Below are 19,181 nucleotides of genomic sequence, written 5' to 3' on the forward strand. Positions count from 1 at the left end.
CATCCAGAAATTCAATGCGAGAGCCCTTGCGGCCCCCGCAGACTGGATACATCAACAACCCCGAGAGATCGAGAAAGAGAAGGACAATGACTGAGAACACCACGCAGAACAGCTTGCACGATGCTGAAGCCATCCGCCGCGACTGGGCCACCAACGCCCGCTGGTCGGGAATCGCTCGCGACTATGAGCCCGAGGATGTCGTCAAACTGCGCGGTTCGCTGATCGAAGAGCACACGCTGGCCCGTCACGGAGCCGAGCGCCTGTGGAACCAGATCACTGCCGGCGACATCCACTCCGGGGACTACGTCAACGCCCTCGGCGCGCTGACCGGCAACCAGGCGGTCGAGCAGGTCAAGGCCGGCCTCAACGCCATCTACCTCTCCGGTTGGCAGGTCGCCGCCGACGCGAACGCCGCCGGTCAGACCTACCCCGACCAGTCGATCTACCCGGCCAACTCGGTCCCGCAGGTCGTCCGCCGCATCAACAACGCGCTGATGCGCGCCGACCAGATCGAGACCTCGGAAGGCAACAAGCAGGTCGATGACTGGTTCGCTCCGATCGTCGCCGACGCGGAAGCAGGCTTCGGCGGCACGATCAACGTCTACGAGCTCATGCGCTCGATGATCGCCGCCGGCGCAGCCGGTGTGCACTTCGAGGATCAGCTCGGATCCGAGAAGAAGTGCGGCCACCTCGGCGGCAAGGTCCTCGTTCCGACCTCACAGCACATCCGCACCCTCAACGCCGCCCGCCTCGCGGCCGACGTCGAGAACGTGCCCAGCCTCGTCATCGCCCGCACCGACGCCGAGGCAGCCACGCTGATGACCTCGGACATCGACGAGCGCGACCAGCAGTTCGTCACCGGTGAGCGCACCGCCGAAGGCTTCTACAAGATCACCAACGGCATCGAAGCAGGCATCGCCCGCGGACTGTCCTACGCTCCCTATGCGGACATGCTGTGGATGGAGACCTCGACTCCCGACCTCGACGCTGCGAAGAAGTTCGCCGAGGCGATCCACGCCGAGTACCCGGACCAGATGCTGTCCTACAACTGCTCGCCGTCGTTCAACTGGCGCAAGCACCTCGACGATGCGACCATCGCGAAGTTCCAGCGCGAGCTCGGAGCCATGGGCTACAAATTCCAGTTCATCACCCTGGCCGGCTTCCACGCTCTCAACTACTCGATGTTCGATCTGGCTCACGGCTACGCCCGCGAACAGATGAAGGCATACGTCGACCTGCAGGAACGCGAGTTCGCAGCCGAAGACCGCGGATACACCGCGACCCGCCACCAGCGCGAGGTCGGCACCGGATACTTCGACCTGGTTTCGACCGCGGTCAATCCGGAGTCCTCGACCACCGCACTGGCCGGCTCCACCGAAACCGCTCAGTTCCACTGAGCCGCACCGGGTTCGCACTCCGCTGACCAGCGGGGATGAACCCACCCAGAACCCGGGGCGGATCGGCAGTGTTTTCACGGGGTTTACATTGTCGATCCGCTCCGTCACACCACAGACGAAACGACAACCCCGCCACGATCCCACGGGAACGCTCACGAACACGGGGCAGCCGCCTCGGCGAGGATCCCCCACAGAACCAGCCGCACATTCCAGGCACACACTACGACGGGTGAGGAGAAGCCCATGTCTTACATCAAGATCAACGCGCCGCTCGAAGCCGGCTTCGGCACCGTCCTTTCGGAGCCTGCTCTGACGTTCATCGCCAAGCTCCACGACGAGTTCGCCGGCACCATCTGCGATGTGCTGCGCACGCGGCGGGCCCGCGCGGCCGAGATGAACGGCGGAACCCTCCCCCGTTTCAAGCCCGAGACCGCACGCATCCGAGCCGACCGCTCCTGGTCGGTCGCCGGATCCGCCGGTGCCCCCGGCCTCGAAGACCGCCGCGTGGAACTCACCGGCCCGGTCACCGAGGATGAGGTCGTGGCGGCGCTGAACTCGCAGGCGAAGGTGTGGCTGGCCGATCTCGAAGACGCCACGAGCCCCACCTGGGCCAACGTCATCGGCGGGCAGGTCAACCTCTTCCGCGCCATCCGCGGACAGCTGCCCGGCGTCAACAACGACAACCAGCCGACCATCGGGCTGCGTCCCCGCGGTTGGCACCTGCCCGAGAAACACCTGATCTACGTCGATGACAACGGCCAGGAGTTCTCGACCTCCGGAGCGCTGGTCGACTTCGGTCTGTACTTCTTCCACAACGCTCGCCACCTCATCGACAACGGCTCCGGCCCGTACTTCTACCTGCCGAAGCTCGAGTCCTCGCAGGAAGCACGCCTGTGGAACAAGGTGTTCGTCCTGGCGCAGAACATGCTCGGCATCGAACGGGGCACCATCCGGGCCACCGCTCACATCGAGACGATCACCGCGGTGTTCCAGATGGAAGAGATCCTCTTCGAGCTGCGCGAGCACTGCGCCGGCCTCGAGGCCGCCGGCTGGGACTACCTGTTCTCCGTGGTGAAGAACCTGCGCAACACCACCGACTACGTTCTGCCCGACCGCGAACGTCTGACGATGGACCTGCCGCTGATGAAGGCCTTCACCGACCGCCTCGTGGCCACCTGCCACCGTCGCGGAGCACACGCGATCGGCACCATGTCCAACCTCATGGCCGATCACCCGGACCAGGAGTTCGTGGCCGCCGAGTTCGAGCGCATGCGTGAGGACAAGGCCCGCGAGGCCTGGCAGGGCTTCGACGGCACCTGGGTGGCCGATCCGGCACTGGTTCCGGCTGCTCTGGCCGTGTTCGACGCCGCTCTGGGATCAGCTCCGCACCAGCTGGAGAACAAGCGCCCCGATGTGCAGGTGACCAGCGAGAACATCCTCGACATCACCGGTCTCGAACCCGTCGTGACCGAAGAGGGTGTGCGCGTGAACATCCGTGTGGCCATCGGGTACATGAACGAGTGGCTCGGCGGCAACGGGCACGTGGCTCTGGAGAACCAGCTCGAAGACGTGTCGACGGCGGAGATCTGCCGCTCGCAGATCTGGCAGTGGATCCGCCACGAGGTGACTCTGGACAACGGTCAGCAGCTGACCTCGCGTCTGGTGGAGCGCTACCTCGGCGAGGAGCTGGCTCTGATGCAGCGCACCGCCGACGATCACTTCGACGAGGCCGTGGAGATCTTCCGCGAGACGGCTCTGGGCGAGGAGTTCGCCGAGTTCCTCACCATGCCGGCCTACACCGACCACCTGGTCGACCGGGTGTCCAAGACCAGCGAAGCCTTCGTCGCCTAACAATTACTACCTGACGGCGGCTGAGCAACCTCGCGCGAGGTTGCTCAGCCGCCGTCAGGTGGTTCTGGGGGTGGTTCTGTGGGGACTCAGGACCAGTCCGTACCCTCGGGCGGCCACGGCTCACCGTCGGCCTCGGCGTTGAGCTGGTAGGCGATCGCCCCGTCGATCGATTCGCGGATGATGTCGGCGTGACCGGCATGGCGGGCGATCTCGGTCGCCAGGTGCCATAGGATCCACCGCACGGTCATATCGAAGTCATCGGGCATCCACGGGTTGTCCGGCATCGGCACTTCGGTGCCGAGGTCGGTCCCAGCCTCTTCGACAGCCGAGCGAGCCTCCTCGATCCCGTCGATGACCGTGTCGAAGATCGCGACCGCCTCGTCGATGTCGAGGTCGGGGAGGGCCGACCCGTCGAACATCATCGTCAGCCCCACCTTCTCGTTGACCATCCGGTAGTCGTCTTCTCCGACCTCTCGAGTCGGATCCTTGACTTGGATGAGCCAGTTGTTGACCACCTGGGCGCCGTGGACGATGAGCCCGAGGATGCTCAATCCACTGGCCGTCGGCGTGCTGCGAGCCTGCGCATCGGTCAGGCCCAGCGACGTGAGCTTGAGCTGCCTGCACTGCTGAGTGAGGTATGTGAAGGCGGCATCGGCTTCGGTCGTGACGGAAGGGGTGAAGAACGGCATGGTCTCTCCTTATGAGGTCTCCGCTTGGCATGTCCGCCGCAGTCGATTCGCTGCGCCGGTGATCCCATCGTGGGCCGCTATGCGGACATATACTGTCCGCATCGGGATTTCAGTCTGATCGGAATCCACTTGAGCGAATTCAACCCGGAGGTGCGATGCGCTCGGAGGCGAGGCTTCTGGCTCTGCTCGGCATGTTCGCATCTGGGCGTGGGTACGCAGCCGCCGAGCTCGCCGCCCGCTTCGACGTCACCCCACGAACCATCCGCCGCGATATCGCCGAACTGCGCGCTCTCGGTTACATCATCTCCTCGGGCACGGGTGCTGCCGGGTGCTACCGCGCCGAATCGCGGACGGTGCTGCCGCCTCTGCAGCTCGAGGCGGGCGAGGCGCTGGCTACCGCGGTGGGTCTGGCACTCCTGCGCGGGGCCGGCCTGGACACCGAGCATGCGGATTCGGCGACGACCAAGCTGCGGGAGAGGCTCCCGCCCGCGATGCGCGCGGCCGTCGCGGATATCGCGGCGGCCGTGTCCGTGTCCGAGGGAAACGTCCCCGGAGTCGACATCGATGCGGTCATCACGCTCGCCTCGGCGATCAACGCGTCGACGATCGCGACCTTCGACTATCGGAAGATGCGGCGGAATGGGGCCGACGACCTCTCTGTCACGAGCGCGCCAAATGCACCGACTGCCGAACCGATCCCGTATCGGTCCGGTTCGGACGACAGCCCTGATGACGGCCCTGACGATGCCCGCCGCACGTCCGTGCGTCGTGTGGAGCCGATCCGCCTCGTCGTCCTCGGCGCGCACTGGTATCTGTTCGCCTTCGACCTCGACCGCGACGATCATCGGGTCTTCCGCCTCGATCGCATGGACCGGGTCCACGCGACGACCCTGAGCTTCACCCCACGGGACCACCACGACGCCGAGGCGGCCGTCTCCGCCGCCGTCACCACCACCGCGTATCCGCACACGGTCGTGCTGCGCACCCCCGCCTCGGCGCAGGAAGCGAAGGAATGGTTCCCCACCCGGAGTGCCACCATCACCGAGGCGGCCGATGGTGTGCGCATCACCTGCGGATTCTGGGACCTCAGGTGGGTCGCGGCCACCTTGGCGGCCATCCCCGCCGAGATCGCAGTGCTCCATCCGCCGGAACTCATCGAGTCCCTGCGCGACCACGCCGCACGAGCGCAGGCGGTCGTCGACGCATCCACACCCCCAGGACTACCTGACGGCGGCTGAGCAACCTCGCGCGAGGTTGCTGGGCCCCCGTCAGGTAGTAATTGGGGGAGTGGGGTGGCGGTTACCTGACCGTAGAGTGATCCCGAAATGAACGAATCATGGATGAGTCCATATACTGGGGGCCATGACGATTCTCATTGGCTACCTACCCGCTCCCGAGGGTGAGGCTGCTCTGCGTGCGGGCTTCGCAGAGGCCAAACTGCGGTCGAGCGCTGCCGTCGTGATCAACTCACAGCGACGAGGTGCCAGTGGAGCTCCGACCGAGATCGGTGAGGATGAGATCAAGCGGATCGTCGACCTCGGCAGGGAATCGGACGTCGAGGTCGAGGTGCTCCAGCCCGATCACGAAGACGATCTGCCCGGCACGCTCAACGATCTCGCCGAGGAGTACGACGCCCAACTCATCGTCATCGGCCTGCGCAAACGCTCGGCGATCGGGAAGTTCATCCTCGGCTCGCAGGCCCAGCGCATCCTCCTCGAAGCCGAGGTCCCGGTGCTGACGGCCAAGGCCTGAGGCGACTGCCAGGGGCTCAGGCGACGGCCAGGGCCTCAGGCGACGGCCAGGCCTGAGGCGACTGCCAGGGCCTGAAACCTCGCCGAGGCGGCCCTGACCTCGGACTCATCGCCGCGGTTCCAGCCCCCACCCCCACGCGAGGAGTTCTGCCAGCGACACCCCCGCGGCGTCGCTGAGATCCGTGATCTGCGTGCGGCACGAATACCCGTCGGCAAGAACGACCTGCAGCCGCCCGTCCGCGCCGGATCCCGTGGCACGAGCGCGCGAAGCATCTGAGACAGCCTCCGTCGCACGATGAGTTGAAGCATTGGTATCGGTATCGGTATCGAAGACGGTGACGGAATCGGCCCGAGCCTCCACCCCGGTGGCCCGTCCGCGTCTGCGCAGAGCCGGCAGCAGAGCCACCTCGGCGACGGCGACCGAAGTCTCGAAATGACCGTCTTCGACGCCGAAGTTCCCGGCCAGACCGCAGCACCCGCCGAGGAACTCCGTGTCCGCTCCGGCCCGGGCCAGCAGTTCCTGATCGGCCGCGTTGCCGAAGATCGCCGACTGGTGGCAGTGCGGCTGCACAAGCGCCTCGACTCCGGACAGGTCGGGCAGTTCGGCGCCGATGCTCAGCAGATACTGAGCCAGGGTCTGCACCCGGTTCGCCACTCGGTGCGAGGCCTCATCGGCGACGAGCTTGAGCGAATCGTCCTTGAGCGTTGCCAAGCACGAGGGTTCGACGCCGATGATCGGCACATCTCCGGTGGCATCGAGTGTGGTGATCGTCTCCGACAGATTCGCCTTCGCGGCATCGAGCTGACCGGTCGAGATGAGCGGCAGTCCGCAGCACACCGTCTGATCGATCACCCGCACATGAACCCCGGCCTGCTCGAGCACGGCGACAGCCGCGGCGAGGATGCGCGGCGCGAAATGGTTCGACCAGGAATCCGCGAACAGCACGACCTCAGCCGTGGGCGGCAGCGAGTCCGCGGCCGGCGACGAATCCGCGCCCGGTGACTCGGCGCTCGCACGCGACTTCGGTGCCGCCTCGGCGGTGGTGGCCCACCATTTCCTGAACGTCGTGGCCGCGAACTGCGGAATCGACCGGCGGACGTCGATGCCGGCCATCTTCTTCGCCAGCGTCGTCAGCCCCGGCAGCCCGGAGACCCGGTTGACCGCGGGTGCGAGAGGAGTGATGAGACGGGCGAGCTGCGGAAGGAACCCGAGCGAATAGTGCTTCATCGGCCGCAGCTTGCCCTTGTATGACTGGTAGAGCACCTCGGCCTTGTACGTGGACATGTCCGTGCCGGTCGGGCACTCCGTCCCACAGGCCTTGCACGACAGGCACAGGTCGAGAGCCTCGTGCACATCGGGGGAGTCCCAGCGAGGCTCGAGCAGATCCCCGGACACCATCTCCTGCAGCACTCGCGCACGCCCTCGCGTCGAATGCCGCTCATCCCGTGTGGCCTGGTACGACGGGCACATGATGCCGCCGCCGGCCGCCGAATCCGCACGGCACTTGCCGACTCCGGTGCACCGGTGCACCGCCGAGGCGAAACCGGCGGACTCGCCTTCGTAGGCCATCGCGAGGGTGCCGGGCAGCTCCTGACGCAGCGGCAGCTGGGTGAGGCGGACCGACTCGTCGAGCGCGTCCGGGTCGACGATGACACCGGGATTGAGCAGATGCTGAGGATCGAAGAGCCGCTTGACCTGGGAAAACAGGTCGAGCGCCGCTGGGGTGTACATGAGGCGCAGCAGTTCGGAGCGGGCCCGGCCGTCCCCGTGCTCCCCGGAGACCGACCCGCCGTAGCGCGCGACGAGCTTCGTGGCCGCGACCATGAAATCGCGCATCACCTGCCCGCCGTTCGGATCCGCGAGGGGGAAGTCCACGCGCATGTGCAGGCAGCCGTCACCGAAGTGCCCGTAGGGAATGGCCCACAGTCCGTGCTCCTCGAGCAGCTCCATGAGGTCATGCAGATAATCGCCGAGGTGGTCCACCGGAACCGCCGAATCCTCCCATCCCGCGTGGGCATCGCGCCCATCGGGGGTGCGCGAGACCAGGCCGGCGCCATCGGCGCGGATCGCCCATACCTCGGCCGCTGCTCGGGCGTCGAGGACCGCGGAGTCGAGGGCCTTCGACTCGGAGATGAGGCGCTGAGTCTCGGCCTCGAGCTTTGCCTCGTTCTCGCCGGTGAGCTCGACGACGAGCCAGCCCGCGCCCTCGGGAAGGGGCGGGACCGCCTCGGCGCCTTTGGTGTCGATGACCCGGTCGAGCATGCGCGAATCGAGTCCCTCGCAGGCGGCGACGGGGAAGTCCTTCAGCAGCGGCGCATCGTGGGCGGCGGCGACCATGTCCGCGTAGCCGAGCACCACCGCCGAGGTGAAGCTCGGATCCTTGACCAGGCGCATCTTCGCCGCGAGGATGACGCCCCAGGTGCCCTCGGTGCCGGCGAATGCACGGCGGACGTCGAAGCCGTTCTCCGGAAGGAGGGATTCGAGTCCGTACCCGGAGACCTGGCGGGAGAATGTGCCGAAGTTCGTGCGGATGGTGCCGAGGTTCTGTGCCACGAGTTCATGCAGCCGCGGGAACGTGGTGGAGGCGTCCGCGTCATCGAGGGTGACGACGGTGCCGTCGATGAGCATGATCTTCAGCGCGAGAATGTTGTCGCCCGTGCGTCCGTAGCCCAGCGCCCGGGGCCCGCAGGCATTGTTGCCGATCATCCCGCCGATCGTGCAGCGGGTGTGGGTGGACGGGTCCGGGCCGAAACGCAGACCGTGCGGTTTGGCCTGTTTCTGCAGGTGGGCGTGGATGCAGCCGGACTGCACCCAGGCCGCCTGTTCATCCGGATCGAGGTCGAGGACCGCGTTCATATGGAGAGAGAAGTCGAGGACGATGCCGCGGCCGATGGCGTTGCCGGCGATCGATGTGCCGGCACCGCGGCTGGTGATGGGCACACCGAGGCGGCGCGCAACAGACAGGGCACGAGCCACCTCGCCCTCGTCGTGGGGGAAGACGATGGCGGCAGGGACTAGTCGGAAGAGCGAGGCATCGGAGGAGTACGCGGCGCGCTCGGTATCGTCGATGCTGAAATCACGGATGCCCGCGGCGCGGAACTGTTCGGCGAGTGCGGTGGGAAGCGGCGTCTGGGACTCGTCTTCGTCGACGGTCGCCCGATTCGCTCCAGTGGGATCGGCCATAGTCGTCATGTCCGCATTGTGCCACCTGGGTTGCCGGAACATCGATACCGTCCACGCAGGAAAGGTGCGAGCGACGGTCATCATCCAGACCCATGGAAAGTTATACTTTCGTTATCATACGTGCTCAGAACGGTGCTACACAGTAGCCTGAGTTCCTATATCCGGGAATTCTTGGCGTCTTGACATATTCGTGGTATCTAATGGGACTACACCAATTCGTGGCAACGGGCCACAACATGAATGCAGGGGAAGAAACCATGTCTCGTCGAGCTCGTGAATTGACAGTTGATCAGACCGCATTAGTCGGCGTCGTCCGAAAGGTCGCGCGGCAGCGTTCGAAAATCAACACCGACTATGTGATGGCGATTCTGCGCGCCCGCGAAGAAGGTGCGACCTTCGGTGCGATCGCCGAGGCGGCTGGCACCTCTTCGCAGGCCGTCCAGGAGATCGTGCGCAGGCACGGACCGGTCAAGCGCAGTGAGCCGAAGGCCGGAGTCTCCGACCCCGCCTGACCTCAGGAGTCACAGGGGAAGAACGGCACTCGCCGGCCACCTCTGTGTCCGCACTTCCCTCGCAGAAACCAGGGCGGTGACCCGTAATCGGTACGGATCACCGCCCTTGTGCGATTCATGGACGTTCTCTGACGGTTGCGTGACCGATTCATCGAGACGCCGGAAGCGGGAATTCTCGTTCCGGGGACAATGGGCCTGTTGGGCGAACACATTCTCCCAGTGATTTCTGCTCGAAACACGAAAATCACTTCAGGATTCGACGTGTCCTGTGTTTGCGAAATCACCTGCCGCAAGGTTCCGTGACGGCAACCGCAGGTGCGTTTCTGGGAGGCGAGAATAGCCGTGTGATCGGAGTTCCTGGCGCCTTGGGGTGGATTAGATACAAGAAGTACATAGTCGCCGGTGTATTGCAGTCTTGTTACACAAGGTGCGGAACCGAGTGGTTCCGGGCCTGTTGGCGGACACTCGGGCGAGGGGTGCGACGGGTTGTCTAGAGTGGCCGTATGAACTCCGAGCTCGAGTCCCTGCCCGCTGAGATCGTCGACGACTCTCTGATCCGCATCGCCTCCGACCTCTCACTCATGGCGTGGGAGCAGATGCTCGCCTGGAGGCCGCTGCTCGGCGCGAGCCTCGACGCCAGTGTCGTCGACACGAAGACCTCGCCGAACGACCTCGTCACTCGCGCGGACGCGCAGATCGAGGCGCTCGTGCGCGGCTACCTCAACCGAGTCAGGCCCCGCGACCTCATGGTCGGCGAAGAGGGGGCGGAAGCCCTCGACCCGGTCGAATTCTTCCCCGCGGATTTCCTGCTGGGGCTCAACGCTTTCGAGCCGGAGACCGGTGCACTCAATGAGATCGCGGACGACGGCCGGCGACTGGAATGGCATATCGACCCGATCGACGGCACCGTCAACTATGTCCGCAACATCGAACACCACGCCTTCTCCGTCGGCGTCTGCGCGGTCGCAGATGAGAACGACGCCGGCCTCGGACTCGGCGACTGGCAGATCGGACTCGTCGCCTCGCCCGGGCTGGACGCCACATGGCTGGCGGCCGCGGGCCTAGGCGCCTTTCGGATCGACGGGCGTCTGGTCGACCACCGCGAGGCAGGTGCCGCCATTCCGGCGCGACGACTGCGCGGGACGCCGCCCGGGCTGTCCGGCAGGCTCCTGGCAACGGGGTTCGCGTATGCCCTGAGCAACCGCGGCGCCCAATTGGCCAAGCTCGAGAGCCTCATGACCGGATACGACGACATCCGTCGCTGCGGCTCGGCCGCACTCGATCTGTGCATGGTCGCCGAAGGCCGAGTCAACGGCTACGCCGAACGCGGCCTGGGCATCTACGACTACGCCGGTGGGGCGGTCATCGTCGAAGAGGCCGGACTCAAGGTCAGCCGCGGAGGATCCGGCGGCCCGACAGCCGCCGCCGACACCCAGGACGAGGTCGACAGGCTCATCGCCGCCATCTGACCAGGGCGCAGCGAAGCCCGCCGTACGCCCGCCCGATCCCACTTCAAGTGTGATGCAGATAACGTCACACTTCTTTGACTTTATTTTCGAAGCATAGGCTAAGCTTACTTTCAGTGTGTGCACACGCTCTTCTCATACGTTCATTCCTGAAAGTGGGACCCCATGGTTTCGACTCGCCTTCAACTGAGCGCCCTGGCAGGCGTCGTCGCTCTCACCCTGGCAGGCTGCGGCTCTGCCGACTCCGATTCGGCGCAGGCCGATGACTCCGGCTCGACGATCGAGGTCGAGGACAACAACGGCAAGCAGACCGTCGCCTCCCCGCCGCAGTCCGTCGTCGCCACCGACAATCGCACCTTCCAGACCCTCAGCGACTGGGGCATCGAACTCAGCGGCGGCGCCGTCTCCCTGATGAGCGATGACCTCGACTACACCCAGGACGACTCGATCCTCGACCTCGGCAACCACCGCGAACCCGACCTCGAGAAGGTCGTCGAGGCTGGGCCCGATCTCATCGTCAACGGTCAGCGATTCGCCCAGTTCCACGACGATCTGGCCAAGCTCGCTCCCGACGCAACGGTGCTCGAACTCGATCCCCGCGACGGTGAGGACTTCGACGCCGAACTGCGCCGCCAGACCGACGTGCTCGGCGAGGTCTTCGGCAAGCAGGACGAGGCGAAGGAGCTCGTCGACGACTTCGATGCCTCCATCGAACGTGCTCAGACCGCCTACGACGACAGCGACAAGGTGATGGGCCTGATCACGTCCGCCGGCGACATCGGCTACGCCGCACCATCGGTCGGCCGCACCGTCGGTCCCGTCTTCGACATCCTCGACCTCGACCCGGCTCTCGAGGTCGACGAGGGCAGCGAAGACCACCAGGGCGACGACATCTCCGTCGAAGCCATCGCGAAGTCGAACCCTGACCTCATGATCGTCCTCGACCGCGACGCCTCCTTCGCCCCAGAAGACCGCGACGAAGGTTCGGCCCCGGCCGCCGAAGTTCTCGAAGACTCCGAAGCGCTGAAGGACGTCCCTGCGATCAAGGACGACAAGATCGTCTACTTCCCCGAGGACACCTACCTCAACGAAGGCATCCAGACGTACACCGAATTCTTCAACGACTTCGCCGACAAGCTCGAAGACCAGAAGTGATGACCCTCGCCGAGGCGGCCCGCCGTCGGAACGAAGCCCGACGCAACCGGACGGCTGAGTCCCCACAGGGAACGGCCGACCCGTCCCCGGCCGGGACGGCGGTTCTGTCCCCCAGCGGGACGGCAGCCTCGCCCCCACGTGGGGCCGCCTCGGCGAAGGCACCATTGTTCGGATGGCCGCTTGTGCTGGGCATCCTCGGGGTCGCCATCCTCCTCGCGATCTCGCTGCTCACCGGCGTCTATGACGTCTTCGGCGGCGACGGCGGGGCGGAGATTTTCCAGATCACGCGGATCCCGCGCACGATCGCCCTCGTCCTGGCCGGTGCCGCCATGGCGATGTGCGGACTGGTCATGCAGCTGCTGACCCAGAACCGCTTCGTCGAACCGACGACGACCGGCACCACCGAATGGGCGGGACTGGGGCTCATGCTCACCGTCATCATCTACCCCGATGCCTCGATCGTGGCGCGGATGGTCGGGGCGATCATCGCCGCGTTCATCGGCACCCTCGTCTTCTTCGTCTTCCTGCGCCGCGTGTCCCTGAAGTCCTCGCTCATCGTGCCCATCGTCGGCATCATGCTCGGCGCCGTCGTCGGCGCCGTCTCGACATTCATCGCGGTGCAGACGGACATGCTCCAATCCCTGGGCATCTGGTTCGCCGGCAGCTTCACCTCGATCCTGCGGGGCCAGTACGAGACCCTGTGGATCGTCGCGGCCGTCGTCGTGGCCATCTTCGTCCTCGCCGATCGCTTCACCGTGGCCGGACTCGGCAAGGAGATCGCCACCAACGTCGGCCTTAACTACAACCAGATCCTGCTGCTGGGCACCGTGTTCGTGGCGATTGCGACCGGAGTGGTCACCGTCGTCGTCGGCAACCTGCCGTTCCTCGGCCTCATCGTGCCCAACATCGTCTCGCTCATCCGCGGCGACGACCTGCGCTCGAATCTGCCGTGGGTGTGCCTGCTCGGCATCGCGATCGTCACCATCTGCGACCTCATCGGCCGCATCATCGTCATGCCCTTCGAAGTGCCCGTCTCCCTCATCCTCGGCGTCGTCGGAGCGGCCGTGTTCGTCGCCCTGCTGCTGCGTCAGCGGAAGGTCGGGTGAGTGCCGATGCGAGCGAAGGACGAATCCCCGGTCGACACCGGCACCGAGGCGGCCGACCCGACCGCGGCCACCGTCGTGAACGGCGGGGATCGGTCCACCGGCACCGAGGCGGTCGACCGAGATCGTCCCGCTGTCATTGACCCGACCGGCACGGATCGTTCCGGTGCGGGCGCACGGGTCGTTCGGCCGCCTCGGCGAGGGTCTTCGCCCGCTCAGCGGTCGTCGGGTCCGCTGCCGACGGCGAAGTCCGTGCGGCGGTACTGGACGATGATCATCGTGCTGTCGGTCGCCTCGGCGGGGATCGCTCTGGGCATCCTGGCCTGGGACAATCCGATGCCGATCACGGACCCGGGGTTCTGGCTGATCGCGGAGCTGCGGCTGACGAACCTCGTCGTCATCGCCCTGGTCGCGCTGTGCCAGTCGTTCGGCACGGTCGCCTTCCAGACGGTGACGAACAACCGGATCATCACGCCCTCGATCATGGGATTCGAATCCCTCTACGTGGCGATCCAGACCTCGGCGATGTACTTCTTCGGGGTCACGGCGATCGTCGAGCTCAAGGGACTCGTGCCCTTCGTCGTCCAACTCATTCTCATGGTCGGGCTGTCGCTGGCGCTCTACGGGTGGCTGCTGTCGGGGCGGCATTCCTCGGTGGCGCTCATGTTGCTCATCGGCGTGGTCATCGGCGGCGGACTCGGATCGGTGGCGACATTCATGCAGCGGACGCTGACGCCGAGCGAGTTCGACATCCTCTCCGCACGCCTGTTCGGGTCGATCTCGAATTCGGATTCGAGCTACCTGCCGGTGTCGATCCCACTGTGTGTGCTGGCCTGCCTCGGGCTCTACCTCTGTTCCTCACGCCTGAATGTGATGGCGCTGGGGCGGGACATGACGAGCAACCTGGGGCTCAACTTCAAGGGCGAACTCATCAGAGTCCTCTTCTTCGTCTCCATCCTCATGGCGGTGTCCGTGTCGATGATCGGACCGATGGTATTCCTCGGCTTCCTCGTCGCGATGCTCGCCTACCAGTTCGCCGACACCTATGACCACAAGCGTCTCTTCCCGATGGCCGCCCTCCTCGGGTTCGTCGTCCTCGGTGGGGCGTACTTCGTCATGAAGAACATCTTCTACGCCGAGGGGGTCGTGTCGATCATCATCGAGATCGTCGGCGGCGGCGCCTTCCTGCTCGTCATCCTGCGAAAGGGGCGCCTGTGATCACGCTCGAATCGGTCCGCAAATCCTACGACGACGAGGTCTCGATCGGACCCGTCGACCTGCAGATCCCGGCCGGGGGAGTCACCGCCCTGGTCGGGCCGAACGGTGCGGGGAAGTCGACTCTGCTGACGATGATCGGGCGGCTGCTCGGGCTCGATTCCGGTGCGATCTCGGTGGCCGGTTTCGATGTGTCGTCGACGAAGTCGAAGGACCTGGCGAAGATCGTATCCATCCTGCGGCAGGAGAACCACTTCATCACACGGCTGACGATTCGGCAGCTCGTCGGCTTCGGTCGCTTCCCGCATTCGAAGGGACGCCTGACGGCTGCCGATGAGGAAGTCATCTCGCAGGCGATCGACTTCCTCGAGCTCGGTGAGCTGGAGAACCGATTCATCGACGAGCTCTCCGGCGGGCAGCGGCAGCGTGCCTATGTGGCGATGGTGCTGGCGCAGGACACCGACTACGTGCTGCTCGATGAGCCGCTGAACAATCTCGACATGAAGCGATCGGTGCAGATGATGCAGCACCTGCGCCTGGCGGCGGCCGAGATGGGCAGGACTATCGTCATCGTCCTCCACGACATCAACTTCGCCGGTCACTACGCCGACCACATCTGTGCGGTCAAAGACGGTGCGGTGGTCGAGTTCGGCACGCCCGAGGAGATCATGACCGGCGAGGTGCTGTCCCGGGTGTTCGACACCCCCGTCGACGTCATCGACGGCCCTCGAGGCCCGCTGGCCGTGTACTTCTGAGTCCGGGCCTGGTGCCGCGGCTGACGCTGTCGGCTGCGCAGAGGAGCCGGCGAGTGGTCCGTGTCACAAATGTTGCCAAAAACCTGTTGCTTAAACATCTAGAATTGATAGTATTCAGATGACCCGTCGGGTGGACCATCGAAGAACAGCCCGCTCAGAGAGACCTCGAAGCCGTGACATTTCAAGGGGGAGACGTTCAACTTCAGGCTTTTCGGGGCAATTCACTTTCTGCTCTTGGTTTGTCCAATTCGACATCCAGGGCGCTTAAAGAAACAGTTCCATATGTTTTAGTTCAGCGAACCTTGCCCTATCGGCATTTCGCGCCCGTCAGCGTCGGCCACGTCGAATACGTAGTGCGAACGGACTGCTGCCGGACCGAACGCCGCGGTAGGCGAGCTTCGACTCCAAAGAAGGAATCGGGAGCATGGACACTCACTCACCACTCGACCCCGTTGCGGGCAGCGATGCTCACCACGAGGTCGGAGATTTCAAACGAGATATGGGATTCTGGGGCAACCTTGCCCTGGGATTCACCTATCTGTCGCCTGTCGTCGGCGTGTATGCGACTTTCGCCGCGTCAATGGCACTAGCCGGCCCGCCGGCATTCTGGATGCTGATCCTCGCCGGAGCCGGACAGCTTCTTGTGGCCACCGTCTTCGGCGAGGTGGTCTCCCAGTACCCGATCGCCGGCGGAATCTACCCCTGGAACAAACATCTGTGGGGGAAGAAGTGGGGGTGGATGAGCGGCTGGATCTACATGATCGCCATCAACGTCACCATCGCCTCGGTGGCCTACGGGGCCGGACCTTTCCTCGGTGCCCTCCTGGGCATCGAGATGTCCCCGATCGCAAACGTCCTGCTGGCGTTGTTCATCATTCTCCTCGCCACCATCGCCAACCTGTGCGGGACGAAGTTCCTCGCCAATGTCGCCTTCGTCGGCTTCGTCGTCGAGATCTTCGCAACCGCGGCGATCGGCGTATGGCTGCTGCTCACCGTACGCAAGCACGACCTGTCGGTTCTGTTCCAGGACTTCCGCCCGGCAGATATTCAAGATCAGACGCCCTTCGCGCTCGCTTTCATCGGTGCCGCGATCATGGGCATTTACCTCTACTACGGCTTCGAAGCCAACGGCGACGTCGCCGAGGAGGTGCGCAACCCCGGACGAGTCATCCCCAAAGCGATGCGGATGACGATCTACGTCGGCGGCCTCGCCTCGATGTTCATCGCGCTCGGACTGATTCTGGCAGTGGGCAGCTTCGAGGACATCATCAACGGGACGATCCCGGACCCGATCACCGTCATCTTCACCGAGGCGTTCGGTCCGGTCGGCTTCAAGCTGGTGATGGCGGTCGTCCTGGTGTCGTTCCTGTCCTGCACGATCTCCCTGCAGGCGGCCGCCTCGCGCCTGATGTACTCGATGGGTCGCGACAATCAGCTTCCGTTCTCGCATATGCTCGCGAAGTTCAGCCGAACTCGTGCGGTTCCCCCGTATGCACTCATCGTCGCCGGTGCGATCCCATCGGCCGTCATCCTCATCTCGCTGCTGAGCGAGAATGCGCTCCTGGCGATCATCTCCTTCGCCTCCTTCGGAATCTACCTGGCATTCGCCTCGGTGGTGTTCGCCTCGATCAGGGCGCGAGTGAAGGGCTGGAAGCCCAGCGGAGAGTTCACAATGGGCCGATGGGGCTGGCTGATCTCGATCACCGCTCTGACCTATCAGGTGTTCGCCATGGTGATCGTCGTATGGCCGGTGCCGGACGTGCCCTGGTACGACGCGTGGATCGTGGGCCTCATGTCACTGGCCGTCGTCGGAATCGGTGCGCTGTATCTGTTCCTCTCCCACCCCGAGCGTCGGGGGAGAGCCGGCGGTGACGCCACTGAGTTCGCGCACGCGGTACCGGAGAAGACGAAGCTCGGCTGAGCCGACGGACTCCGGAGCACCGGCCGAGCCGACTGACTCCGGAACAGAGGTTCAGCTGACGGAGTCCTGAGCCGGAGCGGCGAAAGCGGCCCCTGTCATCACGATAGGGGCCGCTCTCCGATTCCGGTTCAGCTCTCGTCGTCGCGATAGAGGAGACTGAGATCCACGCCTGCCACGTCCAGCGGAAGCCGCGAATATCCCGGAGGCATCACGGCGATGCGCACCCCGGTGCTCAGCTCTCCCGAATTTCCGACGAGGACCTGATTGTGCCGGCTGAGCAGCGCCGCCCCATGTCCGAGCGGTGCGAGCACCCGAATCAGCTGCGACTCGACGTCGTTCATGAGGATGTCGATTCCTGCTACCCCGACCCTGCGGTCGCCGACGTGGCACGGAACGGTGAGCGTGACGATATAGTCATCAACCCCGAGGTGATCGATATACGGGCCCGCCAGAGTCCTCGTCCCGGCGTTGAAGCCGCCCTCGAACCACTCTAAGTACTCATAGTCATAGAAGCGGTCCGAGCTGCGATCGAGGATGAAATCTCTGCGCGAGATGTCATCGCCGTCGGTGATCCACCATTCGATGCGTGCCGTTGACGGCTCGAGCAGATCGAGTTTGAAGATGAGCCCGGCACCGTCGAATCCGGAATGGGCTCCAAGGAATTCGGCGACATCGGCACCCAGGGCGGTGCGAGCCTTCCGTCCGACTTCGAACGGCGGCTCTCCGGCGAAGTCGGCGGTGAGATGGGCGCTGAGCTTCCTTTCGAGGTCCTCGAGTCCGCGGAACAAGCCATCGGCCCAGACCGAGATCTCGCGTGCTGCGTCATGCACTGTCGCGTTGGTCATGTCGCTCCTACTCACTCCACAGTCAGTTGGTCAGCACCGTTGGATTCGATTGTCAGCTTAACGTCGATGAGGCTGTAGACGGTCTTTCTGATGTTGGCCTCGACCGCACGCTCGGCGCGTTCGATATCGTGAGCGGCGACAGCTTCGACGATCTCGGCGTTGTCCGCCAGGACTTCGCTCTTCTGAGCGGCGACGCCGGCGGGGGACCATTTCAGGGCCAGGATCTCACTCTGCAGGCGCATTGACGCGCGCAGCAGCCTCGGGGATTGGGAGGCGACACCCAGCTGAGTGTGGAATCGGGAATCGGCGGCCGAACATTCCGCCAGAGTCGTCGCCTCGTCGAGCCGCTGTGCGGCGTGACGGAGTTCGCTGATGGCCTGCGAGTGGGCTCGTTGGCAGGCCAGGCGGGCGATGCCGGTGGCGACGGCCGTGTGCTCATCGCCGTAGTCGCGGTAGGCCACGATCGACAGGCTCGCAAGATAGGTGCTGATCTGTTCGTCCGAGGGGAATGGGACCCTGACTATGAACGTCCCGCCGCCGCGACCACGACGGGTCTCGACGATGCCCTTGTCGCGCAGCAGGGCAAGACTCTTCCGCAATGTCGCCACGGCGACATTGAACTCCCCGGCCAGCTCGATCTCGGCAGGCAGGCGCTCGCCGACGGAGATCGACCCCAGCGAGATCGCCGAGACGATCTGATCGGCCAGGGCGTCGCCATAGCCGAACGGTCCACTCGATCCGTGAGAAGCAAGCACGTACCTGAATGCCTGGCTCAACAGTCCTGCACCTCCTGTGGTTGCTCCGCCTGGCTCGATCCTACCGTCTGGACGTATTCGTCCAGACGACTGCGGCGCCGGCTTCAGGGGTGCGGCTGCCGTCGGCTCAGGCGTCGGCGGCAGCGACGACTGCAGGCAGCCACTCGAGCGCGACATCGCTCGGCAGATCCCAGGAAGACGCGTCGTGGCGGCCGTATTCGCCGACCCGCTGCGCGCCGAGTTCGGTGAAACGGCGGTCGATGTGCTCGCTGCCCTGGGAGTATCTCTCTTCGTAGAAACTGTCCCCGAGGCCGAACATCGCGTAGCGGACTCCGGTCAGATCTCCCTCGAACTGAGAGAACTTCTCGAAGAAGTCCTGCGCGGTGTTCGGCAGTTCGCCGTCGCCGTGTGTTGAGCACACGACGATGTAGAAGCTCTCCGGTGTGATGGACTCCGGTTCGAAGTCCTGCAGATCGAAGACTTCGGCGGACTGTCCGTCTGCATTGAGCTTGTCCGAGAGGTCCTGAGCGATGAGCTCGGAGTTTCCCGACTCGGTTCCGTAGAGGACGACGATGTTCATGG

At 64.8% G+C, this 19,181-nt stretch carries 16 protein-coding genes; 11 read left to right on the forward strand and 5 right to left on the reverse strand.

The features are described from left to right. Positions 1 to 86 precede the first annotated feature (86 nt). Entirely contained in the window at positions 87 to 1,397 is a 1,311-nt protein-coding gene (gene aceA, locus QYM46_RS02315; protein ID WP_169251170.1) for an isocitrate lyase, read from the forward strand. A gap of 243 nt (positions 1,398 to 1,640) precedes the next feature. Beyond that, positions 1,641 to 3,248 (forward strand): malate synthase A, encoded by a 1,608-nt coding sequence (gene aceB / locus QYM46_RS02320; protein WP_432790689.1) that lies wholly within the window; start codon positions 1,641 to 1,643, stop codon positions 3,246 to 3,248. A gap of 86 nt (positions 3,249 to 3,334) precedes the next feature. Here aceB and QYM46_RS02325 read toward each other — a convergent pair whose 3' ends face one another. Further along, on the reverse strand, positions 3,335 to 3,937 hold the full coding sequence (locus tag QYM46_RS02325) for a DUF664 domain-containing protein (protein ID WP_432790690.1): 603 nt from the start codon (positions 3,935 to 3,937) through the stop codon (positions 3,335 to 3,337). Between the two features lie 155 nt (positions 3,938 to 4,092). Between QYM46_RS02325 and QYM46_RS02330 the strand changes: the two genes are divergently transcribed. Together QYM46_RS02330 and QYM46_RS02335 are read left to right on the forward strand one after the other, a co-directional pair. Then, complete coding sequence (locus tag QYM46_RS02330; protein WP_432790691.1) at positions 4,093 to 5,175, forward strand: helix-turn-helix transcriptional regulator; 1,083 nt, start codon at positions 4,093 to 4,095, stop codon at positions 5,173 to 5,175. A gap of 124 nt (positions 5,176 to 5,299) precedes the next feature. Beyond that, the gene (locus QYM46_RS02335; RefSeq protein WP_169251174.1) at positions 5,300 to 5,689 is read left to right on the forward strand and encodes a universal stress protein; all 390 of its coding nucleotides are present in this window, start codon (positions 5,300 to 5,302) and stop codon (positions 5,687 to 5,689) included. Between the two features lie 105 nt (positions 5,690 to 5,794). Here QYM46_RS02335 and QYM46_RS02340 read toward each other — a convergent pair whose 3' ends face one another. Further along, entirely contained in the window at positions 5,795 to 8,881 is a 3,087-nt protein-coding gene (locus QYM46_RS02340; RefSeq protein WP_432790692.1) for an FAD-binding and (Fe-S)-binding domain-containing protein, read from the reverse strand. A gap of 269 nt (positions 8,882 to 9,150) precedes the next feature. Here QYM46_RS02340 and QYM46_RS02345 point away from each other — a divergent pair, with 269 nt between their 5' ends. The 7 genes from QYM46_RS02345 to QYM46_RS02375 all read left to right on the forward strand — a co-directional run bounded on the left by QYM46_RS02345 (position 9,151) and on the right by QYM46_RS02375 (position 16,999). Next, the gene (locus QYM46_RS02345; RefSeq protein ID WP_432790693.1) at positions 9,151 to 9,384 is read left to right on the forward strand and encodes a hypothetical protein; all 234 of its coding nucleotides are present in this window, start codon (positions 9,151 to 9,153) and stop codon (positions 9,382 to 9,384) included. Between the two features lie 503 nt (positions 9,385 to 9,887). Beyond that, entirely contained in the window at positions 9,888 to 10,853 is a 966-nt protein-coding gene (locus tag QYM46_RS02350; RefSeq protein ID WP_169251176.1) for an inositol monophosphatase family protein, read from the forward strand. 162 nt (positions 10,854 to 11,015) lie between these two features. Next, complete coding sequence (locus QYM46_RS02355; protein ID WP_432790694.1) at positions 11,016 to 12,005, forward strand: siderophore ABC transporter substrate-binding protein; 990 nt, start codon at positions 11,016 to 11,018, stop codon at positions 12,003 to 12,005. Further along, the gene (locus QYM46_RS02360; protein ID WP_432791707.1) at positions 12,005 to 13,111 is read left to right on the forward strand and encodes an ABC transporter permease; all 1,107 of its coding nucleotides are present in this window, start codon (positions 12,005 to 12,007) and stop codon (positions 13,109 to 13,111) included. The genes QYM46_RS02355 and QYM46_RS02360 overlap by 1 nt, the downstream gene beginning before the upstream one ends. Next, on the forward strand, positions 13,112 to 14,326 hold the full coding sequence (locus tag QYM46_RS02365) for an iron chelate uptake ABC transporter family permease subunit (RefSeq protein ID WP_432790695.1): 1,215 nt from the start codon (positions 13,112 to 13,114) through the stop codon (positions 14,324 to 14,326). After that, the gene (locus tag QYM46_RS02370; RefSeq protein WP_432790696.1) at positions 14,323 to 15,078 is read left to right on the forward strand and encodes an iron ABC transporter ATP-binding protein; all 756 of its coding nucleotides are present in this window, start codon (positions 14,323 to 14,325) and stop codon (positions 15,076 to 15,078) included. The genes QYM46_RS02365 and QYM46_RS02370 overlap by 4 nt, the downstream gene beginning before the upstream one ends. A 424-nt stretch (positions 15,079 to 15,502) precedes the next feature. Continuing rightward, positions 15,503 to 16,999 carry an APC family permease gene (locus QYM46_RS02375; RefSeq protein ID WP_432790697.1) on the forward strand — a complete coding sequence of 499 codons (1,497 nt, stop codon included), beginning with the start codon at positions 15,503 to 15,505 and terminating at the stop codon, positions 16,997 to 16,999. A 128-nt stretch (positions 17,000 to 17,127) separates the two neighbouring features. Here QYM46_RS02375 and QYM46_RS02380 read toward each other — a convergent pair whose 3' ends face one another. The 3 genes from QYM46_RS02380 to QYM46_RS02390 form a co-directional block, all read right to left on the reverse strand. Then, a complete protein-coding gene (locus tag QYM46_RS02380; RefSeq protein WP_432790698.1) occupies positions 17,128 to 17,844 on the reverse strand; it encodes a cache domain-containing protein in 717 nt (238 codons plus the stop codon). Positions 17,845 to 17,855: 11 nt separating this feature from the next. After that, entirely contained in the window at positions 17,856 to 18,620 is a 765-nt protein-coding gene (locus QYM46_RS02385; RefSeq protein ID WP_432790699.1) for a FadR/GntR family transcriptional regulator, read from the reverse strand. Between the two features lie 106 nt (positions 18,621 to 18,726). Then, positions 18,727 to 19,179 (reverse strand): flavodoxin domain-containing protein, encoded by a 453-nt coding sequence (locus QYM46_RS02390; protein WP_432790700.1) that lies wholly within the window; start codon positions 19,177 to 19,179, stop codon positions 18,727 to 18,729. Positions 19,180 to 19,181 lie beyond the last annotated feature (2 nt).

The sequence above is a fragment of the Brevibacterium sp. K11IcPPYGO002 genome, assembly GCF_050920635.1.
GTDB lineage: Bacteria > Actinomycetota > Actinomycetes > Actinomycetales > Brevibacteriaceae > Brevibacterium.